At 66.0% G+C, this 10,670-nt stretch carries 9 protein-coding genes; all 9 read right to left on the minus strand.

All coding sequences use genetic code 11. The features are described 5' to 3' along the window. Positions 1-7: 7 nt before the first annotated feature. The 9 genes from ureC to urtA all read right to left on the minus strand — a co-directional run bounded on the left by ureC (position 8) and on the right by urtA (position 10,157). Positions 8-1,750 carry an urease subunit alpha gene (gene ureC / locus QZ613_RS20255; protein WP_043566889.1) on the minus strand — a complete coding sequence of 581 codons (1,743 nt, stop codon included), beginning with the start codon at positions 1,748-1,750 and terminating at the stop codon, positions 8-10. Continuing rightward, entirely contained in the window at positions 1,747-2,055 is a 309-nt protein-coding gene (locus QZ613_RS20260) for an urease subunit beta (RefSeq protein WP_043566892.1), read from the minus strand. Before QZ613_RS20260 ends, ureC begins: the two co-directional genes overlap by 4 nt. Positions 2,056-2,067: 12 nt before the next feature. After that, a complete protein-coding gene (locus QZ613_RS20265) occupies positions 2,068-2,370 on the minus strand; it encodes an urease subunit gamma (protein WP_043566894.1) in 303 nt (100 codons plus the stop codon). A gap of 1,087 nt (positions 2,371-3,457) precedes the next feature. After that, complete coding sequence (locus QZ613_RS20270; protein ID WP_324593374.1) at positions 3,458-4,423, minus strand: urease accessory protein UreD; 966 nt, start codon at positions 4,421-4,423, stop codon at positions 3,458-3,460. Next, the gene (gene urtE, locus QZ613_RS20275; protein WP_043570897.1) at positions 4,420-5,112 is read right to left on the minus strand and encodes an urea ABC transporter ATP-binding subunit UrtE; all 693 of its coding nucleotides are present in this window, start codon (positions 5,110-5,112) and stop codon (positions 4,420-4,422) included. The genes QZ613_RS20270 and urtE overlap by 4 nt, the downstream gene beginning before the upstream one ends. 4 nt (positions 5,113-5,116) lie before the next feature. Then, positions 5,117-5,953 (minus strand): urea ABC transporter ATP-binding protein UrtD, encoded by an 837-nt coding sequence (gene urtD / locus QZ613_RS20280; RefSeq protein WP_043570895.1) that lies wholly within the window; start codon positions 5,951-5,953, stop codon positions 5,117-5,119. Then, positions 5,950-7,176, minus strand: coding sequence for an urea ABC transporter permease subunit UrtC (urtC, locus tag QZ613_RS20285; protein ID WP_043570893.1), 1,227 nt, complete (start codon positions 7,174-7,176; stop codon positions 5,950-5,952). Before urtC ends, urtD begins: the two co-directional genes overlap by 4 nt. A 32-nt stretch (positions 7,177-7,208) precedes the next feature. After that, complete coding sequence (gene urtB, locus QZ613_RS20290; protein ID WP_043570890.1) at positions 7,209-8,807, minus strand: urea ABC transporter permease subunit UrtB; 1,599 nt, start codon at positions 8,805-8,807, stop codon at positions 7,209-7,211. Between the two features lie 81 nt (positions 8,808-8,888). Further along, positions 8,889-10,157: an urea ABC transporter substrate-binding protein gene (urtA, locus tag QZ613_RS20295; RefSeq protein ID WP_043570888.1), complete on the minus strand. Its 1,269-nt coding sequence runs from the start codon at positions 10,155-10,157 to the stop codon at positions 8,889-8,891. Positions 10,158-10,670: the final 513 nt, after the last annotated feature.

The raw sequence follows: 10,670 nt of genomic DNA on the forward strand, positions 1-10,670 counted from the left end.
GTTCGGCTCAGAAAAGGAAGTAACGTTGGGCCATCGGCAGGACGCTCGCCGGCTCGCAGACCAGCAGCTCGCCATCGGCGCGTACGGCGTAGGTTTCGGGGTCGACGTCGATCTTCGGCGTCGCCGCGTTGTGCACCATATCCGACTTGCGCACTCCGCGCGTGTCGCGAACGGCAATCAGCGGCTTGGCGAGTTGCAGCGCAGCCAGCTCGGGATTGTCCAGCGCCGCCTGCGAGACGAAGGTGACCGAAGTCCGCAAGGCCTTCCCGAAGGCACCGAACATCGGCCGGTAGTGCACCGGTTGCGGCGTCGGGATCGAGGCGTTGGCGTCGCCCATCGCCGCTGCGGCGATCATCCCGCCCTTGACGATCAGCGTCGGCTTGACGCCAAAGAATGCGGGTTTCCAGAGCACCAGGTCGGCAAGCTTGCCGACCTCGATCGAACCGACCACATGGCCGATACCGTGCGTGATCGCCGGGTTGATGGTGTACTTGGCAAGGTAGCGCTTGACACGGAAATTGTCGTTGGCGTCGTTGGCGTCGCTGGCGCTCGCCCGCGCAGCCTGGGCGCCCGTCGGCGCCGGCAGATGTCCGCGCTGCACCTTCATCTTGTGCGCCGTCTGCCAGGTGCGGATGATTACCTCGCCGACACGGCCCATCGCCTGCGAGTCCGAGGACATCATCGACAGCGCGCCGAGGTCGTGCAGGATATCCTCGGCGGCGATCGTCTCGCGACGGATACGGCTCTCGGCGAAAGCAACGTCCTCGGCGATCGCCGGATCCAGGTGATGACAGACCATCAGCATGTCGAGATGCTCGTCGACGGTATTCACCGTGTACGGCCGCGTCGGGTTGGTCGACGAGGGCAGGACGTTGGGCGCACTGATCGCGCGCAGGATGTCCGGCGCGTGCCCGCCGCCGGCGCCTTCGGTATGGAAGGTATGGATCGTCCGCCCGCGGAAAGCGGCCAGTGTCGTTTCGACGAAGCCGGATTCATTGAGCGTGTCGGTGTGGATGGCCACCTGCACGTCCATCTCCTCAGCCACCGCCAGGCAGTTGTCGATCGCCGCCGGCGTCGTCCCCCAGTCCTCGTGTAGCTTGAGACCGATGGCCCCGGCGCGCACCTGCTCGCGCAGGGGTTCGGGCAGCGAGACGTTGCCCTTGGCGTAGAAACCGAGGTTCATCGGAAAGGCGTCGGCGGCTTCGAGCATGCGCTGGATATGCCACGGCCCCGGCGTGCAGGTCGTCGCGTAGGTGCCGGTCGCCGGGCCCGTGCCGCCGCCGAGCATGGTCGTTATTCCCGACATCAGCGCTTCTTCGATCTGCTGCGGGCAGATGAAATGGATGTGCGCGTCGATGCCGCCGGCGGTGACGATCATCCCCTCGCCGGCGATGATCTCGGTGCTGCCGCCGATGGCGATCGTCACGCCCGGCTGGATGTCCGCGTTGCCGGCCTTGCCGATGGCGCTGATCCGTCCGCCCTTGATGCCGATGTCGGCCTTGACGATTCCCCAGTGGTCGACGATCAGCGCGTTGGTGATCACCGTATCGGCGACCTCCGCGGCGCTCAGCTGGCCCTGCCCCATGCCGTCGCGAATGACCTTGCCGCCGCCGAACTTGACCTCGTCGCCGTAAACGGTGAAGTCTTCCTCGACTTCTATCCACAACTCGGTGTCGGCCAGGCGCACGCGGTCGCCGATCGTCGGCCCGAACATTTCGGCGTACGCCTGGCGGGAGATCCTGACGCTCATTTCAGCGCTCCCATCACCAGACCGTTGAACCCATAGACCCGCCGCTCGCCGGCCAGCGCCACCAGTTGCACGCTGCGCGTCTGCCCCGGTTCGAAACGCACCGCCGTGCCGGCCGCGATGTCGAGCCGAAAGCCGCGCGCCGCCGCGCGGTCGAAAGCCAGCGCGCCATTGGTTTCGGCGAAGTGATAGTGCGAACCGACCTGAATCGGGCGGTCGCCGGTATTGGCGACACTCAGCTGCAGCGTTGCCCGGCCGGCGTTGAGTTCGATCTCGCCGGGCAGGACGTACATCTCTCCTGGAATCATCAATGGCCCTCCTCAGACGATCGGGTGGTGAACGGTGACCAGCTTGGTGCCGTCCGGGAAGGTCGCTTCCACCTGGATGTCGTGGATCATTTCCGGCACGCCTTCCATGACCTCGTCGCGGCCCAGGATGGTGGTTCCGAAACTCATCAGCTCGGCGACCGTTCGCCCGTCGCGGGCGCCCTCGATGATCGCCGCGCTGATCAGGGCCACGGCCTCCGGGTAGTTCAACTTAAGCCCGCGCGCCTTGCGCCGTTCGGCGAGCAGCGCGGCGGTAAAAACGAGCAGCTTGTCCTTCTCTCTCGGCGTCAGTTCCATACGTCTTCCTCAGGCTTCCTGGTTGAGTGCTGCGTTTCCAATGATACTTTCGGCGACCGTGCCTGGCGCGAAACCCCCGTGCGGGCCAGGATCCGCATGTTCCGCACCGTGCCCCTCGCCGCCCCAACCGCGCAACCCTCCCGCACCCCCCCACCCCGTCATTGCGAGGAGCGCAGCGACGCGGCAATCCAGTTCCATCCTCTGACTACCTGTCCGCCACATCAGCCAAACGAAAAACAAAACCCCTGGATTGCCACGTCGGCTGCGCCTCCTCGCAATGACGGACAGGCCGCTGGAATCCATCCGGCCCACCCGCGCCCCTCGTCGGCCCACCCGCGCGCCTCGCCGCCCCAACCGCGCAAGCATCCCGCACCCCCCACACGCCCCACCCCGTCATTGCGAGGAGCGCAGCGACGCGGCAATCCAGTTCCATCCTCTGACTACCTGTCCACCACATCAGCCAAACGAAAAACAAAACCCCTGGATTGCCACGTCGGCTACGCCTCCTCACAATGACGGACAGGCCGCTGGAATCCATCCGGCCCACCCGCGCCCCTCGTCGGCCCACCCGCGCGCCTCGCCGCCCCAACCGCGCAAGCATCCCGCACCCCCCACACGCCCCACCCCGTCATTGCGAGGAGCGCAGCGACGCGGCAAACCAGTTCCATCCTCTGACTACCTGTCCGCCACATCAGCCAAACGAAAAACAAAACCCCTGGATTGCCACGTCGGCTACGCCTCCTCGCAATGACGGACAGGCCGCTGGAATCCATCCGGCCCACCCGCGCCCCTCGTCGGCCCACTCGCGCGCCTCGCCGCCCCAACCGCGCAAGCATCCCGCACCCCCCACACGCCCCACCCCGTCATTGCGAGGAGCGCAGCGACGCGGCAATCCAGTTCCATCCTCTCACTTTCTTCCGCCGCATCGACCACACGCAGGCAAAACCCCTGGATTGCCACGTCGGCTGCGCCTCCTCGCAATGACGTGCGGGCAGCGGCCTGAAACCACGTCGTCGTGGGCATTCCTATACTCCATCCTGCGTGCAACACGACCCTGCCTACGCTGGGCCGTCCGTCAGGCCGGCATTCAGGTACTCCAGATACGCGGCGGCACGGCCGGTTTTCCGAGCGCCAGCGGGCGCAACTGCTGCCATACTGCACTCAACCAGACGCGTGCCGCCTCGGCGCCCGGAGCCAGGCAACGGGCAACGAGCAGCTCGGGCAGCGCGGTCACCCCGGTCAGCAGGCCATCGGCCACCGGGAGCGCGCGGCAGGCTGCCAGCCAGTCGGGATCGACCGTCCTGCCGGCGAGCAGCAGCGTCGCACTCACCGGCCGACCGGCGAGACCCGCGCCAGCGTCCAGCCACGCCGAGCCACCGAGCAGCCGGCCACGTTCCAGCCACAGCGGCCGTCCCTGCCTTTCGATGCGCGTCGCCAGGTCCAGCCGGCCGCGGCTGAAACGCTCGCCGGACGCCGTTCGTCCCAGGCAGAGAATCTCCCAACCGCAGAACAGCGCCCCGGCAGCCAGCTCGACCTGCGTCTGCATCTGCGCTTCAGCGCCGTCGAAGACGATCGTCTCCTGCGGCAGATACTCGACGACGCCACCCTCGCCAACGCGCACGTTCAGCGACTGGCGCGCCTGCCGACCGCCCGAACGATACCACTTGCCGGCGCCCGGCGTCGTCACCAGCGCTCGCGCACCGGCGCCGACGGCAAGCGAAATCTCCAGGCTGTCGCCACCCGCGATGCCGCCCGGAGGGTGCAGCACGATCGCGTGGCAGACGTCCGGGCCTTCCGGGTAAAGCGCCTTCTGCACGCGCAAGGGTCCGGAATGCTCGCGCCGCACGAGCACGCTGGACCCGCCGCGGCGTTCGACGCCCAGCGCCAGCCGCGCCTGCCAGCCCGGGCGCGCCGCCTCCTCGAGCGCCTGGCGGCTAGGGCGCGCAGCATCATCGCGCCCCTCCAGACCTCCGCGTGCAGCTTCATCGCGCCCCTCCGGACCTTGGCGCGGCGCTTCATCGCGCCACCCCTCCTCGCCCTGCGCCGCGATCAAACGGCGAGGGCGGCGAGAACCCCGTCTTTCTCCATGTCTTCACCTCGTCCGCGCATGATGATTTCGCCACGTTCCATGACCAGATATTGATCGGCCAGCGAACGCGCGAAATCATAGTACTGTTCGACGAGCAGGATGGCCATTTCGCCGCTTTGCGCAAGCGCACGGATGGCGCGCTCGATGTCCTTGATGATCGACGGCTGGATGCCTTCGGTCGGTTCGTCGAGGATCAGCAGCCTGGGGCCCATGGCCAGCGCGCGGCCGATCGCCAGCTGTTGCTGCTGGCCGCCGGAGAGGTCGCCGCCGCGGCGGCGCAGCATCTGGCGCAGCACCGGGAACATCTCGAAGATGCGCTCGGGAATCGGCGTACTGCCCGGACAACTGGCCAGTCCCATGAGCAGGTTCTCGTGCACCGTCAGGCGCGGGAAGATCTCGCGTCCCTGCGGCACGTAACCGATGCCCGCCTTGACCCGCTGGTGCGACGCGCTGCGGGTCAGGTCGCGGCCGGCAAACTCGATGCTGCCGCCTTTCGTCGGCACCATTCCCATCAGCGACTTGAGCAGGGTCGACTTGCCGACGCCATTGCGGCCGAGAACCGCCGTCACCTTGCCGGCCTCGGCGCTGAAACTGAGGTCGCGCAGGATGTGGCTGCCGCCGTAGAACTGGTTGAGATTCTTTACGTCGAGCATGTTCTCAGCGCCCCAGGTAGACTTCGATGACCCGCGCGTCGGCCTGCACGTCTTCGAGCGCGCCTTCGGCGAGAACGCTGCCTTCGTGCAGCACCGTGACCTTGCCGCCGAGCTGCTTGACGAAAGCCATGTCGTGTTCGACGACGACCAGCGAATGCTTGCCGGCCAGGGTCAGGAAGAGCTCGCCGGTGCGTTCGGTTTCCTCGTCGGTCATGCCGGCAACGGGTTCGTCGAGGAGCAGCAGCCGCGGCTCCTGCATCAGCAGCATGCCGATCTCCAGCCATTGCTTCTGGCCGTGGGAGAGCAGGCCGGCCAGGCGATCGGCGTGGGCAGTGAGGCGAATCGTCTGCAGCGTCTCGGCAATGCGGTCGCCGGCCGCGGAATCGAGCAGCGCCAGCAGGCTGCGCCAGACGCGCTTGTCGGTCTTCATCGCCAGCTCGAGATTCTCGAACACCGTATGGTTCTCGAAAATGGTCGGCTTCTGGAATTTCCGGCCGATGCCGAGATGCGCGATCTCGGGTTCGGAGAGCCGCGTCAGGTCGAGCGTCTGGCCGAAAAAGGCCTTGCCTTCGTCGGGCCGCGTCTTGCCGGTGATGACGTCCATCATCGTCGTCTTGCCGGCGCCGTTGGGCCCGATGATGCAGCGCAGCTCGCCGGCGTCGATGGTCAGGGAGAGCTTGTTCAGTGCGCGAAAGCCGTCGAAGCTGACCGTGATCCCGTCGAGATAGAGGACGACCTTGTGCGACAGGTCGAGCTGGCCCGGCTTGAGCATGTGCCCAAGTTCTGCGGTACCGCTGTCCCAGTCGGGGTTGTCGGTCAGCAAGAGGTCACCCGAGTTCATGCGCTGGCTCCTTTCGCGGCAGCCAGGGGAGCCGACGCCGGCGCGCCGCAGTTTTCCCTTGCCTTCCCGGCCCCCTTCTCGGCATCGTTCGCCGACTCCTGCCGATTGCTCCTCCCGGCGCGCAGCCGCCGGTAAAGCCCGACGACGCCCTGTGGCAGCCACAGCGTGGACACGATGAACAGCGTGCCAAGGAAGAACAGCCAGTACTCGGGGAAGCTGACCGTAAACCAGCTCTTGGCCAGATTGACGATGAAGGCGCCGATGACCGCGCCGATCAGCGTTCCGCGCCCGCCGACGGCCACCCAGATGGCGATTTCGATCGAGTTGGCCACTGCCATTTCGGAGGGGTTAATGATCCCCACCTGCGGCACGTAGAGCGCGCCGGCGATGGCGCAGAGCATGGCCGACAGGGTCCATACGAAGAGCTTGTACCACAGCGGGTTGTAGCCGATGAACATGACGCGCGACTCGGCGTCGCGGATCGCCGTCAGGATGCGGCCGAATTTCGAAGTGACCAGGAAGCGCGCCAGCACCAGGGTCCCGATCAGCGCCAGCGCCGAGAGCGCGAAGAGCACGACGCGGGTTTCCGGTGCGGTGATCGAATAGCCGAGGATGCGCTTGAAATCGGTGAAGCCGTTGTTGCCGCCGAAACCGGTCTCGTTGCGGAAGAATAGGAGCATCGCCGCGTAGGTCAGCGCCTGCGTGATGATCGAGAAGTAGACGCCCTTGATTCGCGAGCGAAACGCGAAGTAGCCGAAGACGAAGGCGATCAGCGCCGGGACGATGAGAACCAGCAGCACGGCCCACAGGAAATGGTCGCTGCCGGTCCAGAACCAGGGCAGCTCCTTCCAGTCGAGGAAGACCATGAAGTCGGGCAGGTCGCTCTGGTAGCTGCCGTCACGACCGATTTCGCGCATCAGGTACATGCCGAAGGTGTAGCCGCCGAGGGCAAAGAAGAGGCCGTGGCCGAGCGAGAGGATGCCGCCGTAACCCCAGATCAGGTCCATGGCCACGGCGACGATCGCATAGCAGAGGATCTTGCCGGTCAGGGTGATGAAGTAGGTCGACAGGTGCAGCGGATTCCCGGGCGGCAGCAGCAGGTGCATGACCGGAACGGCCACCAGCGCGAAGGCGGCGAACAGCCCGATCAGCAGCCAGCTGCGCGCGTCGAGGCTGCGCCCGAGGCGGACGATGAAGGGCGTGCGGGCAGGCGAGGAAGTCATGGACGCTCCGGTCACGATGTCACGAGTCAATGTCACGACTCGACGAAGCGGCCCTTGAGGGCGAACAGCCCCTGCGGACGCTTCTGGATGAAGATGATGATGATCACCAGGACGACGATCTTGGCGACCACCGCACCGGTCCAGCCTTCGAGGAACTTGGTCATCACGCCGAGGCCGAGCGCTGCCCAGACCGCGCCGGCAAGCTGCCCGACGCCGCCGAGAACGACGACCATGAACGAATCGACGATGTAGCCCTGCCCCATGTCCGGGCCGACGTTGGCGATCTGCGACAGCGCCACGCCGCCAAGTCCGGCGATGCCGGCACCGAGGGCGAAGGCCATGGTGTCGATGCGCCCCGTCGGCACGCCGACGCAGCCGGCCATCGGCCGATTCTGGGTCACCGCGCGGACGAACATTCCCATGCGCGAGAGGTTGAGGATCGACCACATGGCCGCCAGCACGGCAACCGAGAAGCCGATGATGATGATCCGGTTCCACGGCAACAACAGATTGGGCAGCACTTCAATGCCACCGGCCATCCACACCGGGTTGGCGACCTCGACGTTCTGCGCGCCGAAAACCGTGCGCGCAACCTGGATCAGGAACAGCGAAATGCCCCAGGTGGCCAGAAGCGTCTCCAGCGGACGCCCGTAGAGGTGGCGGATGACGACGCGCTCCATGAGCACGCCGACCAGCGCCGCGGCGCAAAAACCGACCGGAATCGCCGCCAGCAGGTACCAGTCAAGCAGATTCGGGAAATAGGCCTGGAAGACGCTCTGCATCGCCCACGCCGAGTACGCGCCGACCATCAGCAGTTCGCCGTGCGCCATGTTGATCACCCCCATGACGCCGTAGGTGATCGCCAGGCCGAGGGCCGCCAGCAACAGAATCGACGCCAGCGAGACGCCGGTGAAGGCGCGCCCGACGTTCTCGGCAAACGCCAGGCGTTTCTCGATCGCCCGGATCGACGTGCCGGCGGCCGCACGTACGGCACTATCGGGTTCGGCCCAGCTGTCGCCGCGCTTTTCGGTCAGCGGCCCGAGCAGCTGCAGGACATTGGGATCGCCGCTTTCGCCGAGCAGGCGAACGGCCGACAGGCGGACGACGGCGTCGCTTGAACCGATGCTGCCCTGCGCGTACGCCATCTGCAGACGCGCCTTGATCTCGGGATCGGCTTCCGAAGCCAGCGCCTTTTCCAGCAAGGGCAGCATCTCGGCGTCGGCGCCCGACGCCAGTTCCTGCGCCGCCTCCCAGCGGATTTCGCGGTCGCTGGAGAAAAGACGCAGCGCGGCGAGTGTCGAAGCGAGTTCGCGACGCAGGCGGTTGTTGATGCCGATCGATTCGGTCACTTCCGGCGCCGGCACGATCTCGGCATTGGTCGCCGCGTCGATCACCCGCTCGCCATCGACGATCACCACGCGTTCGCCGGCCAGCGCCAGCGAGCCCCTGGCCATGGCCTTGAGCACCGGCAGCGCCTCGCGTTGCGCGCCATCGACCAGCGCCGTGATGGCGACGATCTTGGCGTCGTTGCCGTCGGACGCCAGCGGGCCGAGCAACGCCGGGTCGATCGCCGCGTGCGCGCATGCAATGCCCAACAGCCAGCCAGCAACGATTAATCGAATAGTACGCATGCTTTCTCCAGGATCAGGCACGGACGGCGACAACGCCCGCCGCCCGTGCCCTTGGCCATCCGTTCAACGAACGACGCTTGCTTACTTACCCTCGGGCTCGCCCTTCTTCTTGTCGTTGCCCGGGATGTACGGGCTCCACGGGGCCGCCTTGACCGGGCCAGGGGTCTTCCAGACGACGTCGAACTGTCCGTCGGCACGGATCTCGCCGATGAACACCGGCTTGTGCAGGTGGTGGTTCTTCTCGTCCATCTTGATGGTGAACCCGGACGGCGCCTTGAAGGTCTGCCCGGCCATCGCCGCGATGACCTTGTCGACGTCGGTCGACTTGGCCTTCTCGACCGCCTGCTTCCACATATAGACGCCGATGTAGGTGGCTTCCATCGGGTCGTTGGTCACCGCCTTGTCGGCGTTCGGCAGGCCCTGCTTGACCGCCCACGCGCGGTACGCCTTGGTGAAGCCGTCGTTCGCCGGATTCTTGAGGGTCATGAAGTAGTTCCACGCCGCCAGATGGCCAACGAGCGGCTTGGTATCGACGCCGCGCAGCTCTTCCTCGCCGACCGAGAACGCAACGACCGGCACCTCGGTCGCCTTGATGCCGGCGTTGCCGAGTTCCTTGTAGAAAGGAACGTTCGAGTCGCCGTTGATCGTCGAGATCACCGCCGTGCGCTTGCCTTCACTCGAGAACTTCTTGATCTTGGCGATGATCGTCTGGTAGTCGCTATGCCCGAAAGGCGTGTACTCCTCCATGATGTCGGCGTCGGCGACACCCTTGGACTTCAGGAAGGCGCGCAGGATCTTGTTCGTCGTGCGCGGATAGACGTAGTCGGTGCCGAGCAGGACGAAACGCTTCGCCGAACCACCGTCCTTGCTCATCAGGTACTCGACCGCCGGGATCGCCTGCTGGTTTGGCGCCGCGCCGGTGTAGAAGACGTTGTACTCGAGCTCCTCGCCTTCGTACTGCACCGGGTAGAAGAGCAGGCCGTTGAGTTCCTTGTACACCGGCAGAACCGACTTGCGCGACACCGAGGTCCAGCAGCCGAACGTCACCGCAACCTTGTCCTGGCTCAGCAGCTGCCGCGCCTTCTCGGCGAACAGCGGCCAGTTCGACGCCGGATCGACGACCACCGGCTCCAGCTGCTTGCCGAGCACACCGCCCTTGGCGTTGATCTCGGCGATGGCCATGAGCACGGTTTCCTTGAGCGCCGTCTCGGAAATCGCCATCGTCCCGGAAAGCGAATGCAGGACACCGACCTTGATCGTCTCGGCGGCCAGCGCGTTGAACGAGGCCAGGCCCAGGGCCGCGCTAACGGCAACGGCGGAAACGGTCTTGACAAAATTGCGACGTAGCATCTGTTTGCTCCTCGAAGGTGGGAAAGTGGCCAATCAGAAAAATTTCTTCCAGCGATAGGCACTAAGCAATCCGCGTGCCAGGAGCGAAACCGGCCACGAAGAGAAGGCTTTAAGGGGGGATCGACGGCGAGCCGCACGAGCGCGCGCGCTTTTGGACAGATGCGCCGCACCAAAGCGGGGCGCGCCCAGGCGACGTGCACCACGATGGAAACGCACACCGCGAGCAAGGCCATACGCCGATCGAAGATCTCACTTGCGGCCGGCGGGACGACCGGCGTGATGTACACTTCGCGGCAAACCATGCAGCCACTCCAGGCCGCACGACGCCGGGGCCACGACGACTTTCGAGGGGGTGGGACCTGCCGAATCACCCGCCTGGCGAACATCCGCCGTCCACGACGCCAGGCCGCCCGCCCCAGGAAGAGTTCCGATCGATCCCTGCCTCACCCCCCTTCCGCACACGCTCTCGCACCGACGCTCGCTGGCCTGGGCCGTCGCCGCGTCGCTGATCGT

The organism is Candidatus Accumulibacter sp. ACC005 (assembly GCF_907163215.1).
Taxonomy (GTDB): domain Bacteria; phylum Pseudomonadota; class Gammaproteobacteria; order Burkholderiales; family Rhodocyclaceae; genus Accumulibacter; species Accumulibacter regalis.

What these genes read in the sequence shown, in the direction of transcription:
- QZ613_RS20265 (WP_043566894.1), bottom strand. Translation starts at nt 2,370, where the DNA reads ATGGAACTGACGCCGAGAGAGAAGGACAAGCTGCTCGTTTTTACCGCC.
- urtA (WP_043570888.1), bottom strand. Translation starts at nt 10,157, where the DNA reads ATGCTACGTCGCAATTTTGTCAAGACCGTTTCCGCCGTTGCCGTTAGC.
- urtB (WP_043570890.1), bottom strand. Translation starts at nt 8,807, where the DNA reads ATGCGTACTATTCGATTAATCGTTGCTGGCTGGCTGTTGGGCATTGCA.
- QZ613_RS20260 (WP_043566892.1), bottom strand. Translation starts at nt 2,055, where the DNA reads ATGATTCCAGGAGAGATGTACGTCCTGCCCGGCGAGATCGAACTCAAC.
- ureC (WP_043566889.1), bottom strand. Translation starts at nt 1,750, where the DNA reads ATGAGCGTCAGGATCTCCCGCCAGGCGTACGCCGAAATGTTCGGGCCG.
- urtC (WP_043570893.1), bottom strand. Translation starts at nt 7,176, where the DNA reads ATGACTTCCTCGCCTGCCCGCACGCCCTTCATCGTCCGCCTCGGGCGC.
- urtD (WP_043570895.1), bottom strand. Translation starts at nt 5,953, where the DNA reads ATGAACTCGGGTGACCTCTTGCTGACCGACAACCCCGACTGGGACAGC.
- urtE (WP_043570897.1), bottom strand. Translation starts at nt 5,112, where the DNA reads ATGCTCGACGTAAAGAATCTCAACCAGTTCTACGGCGGCAGCCACATC.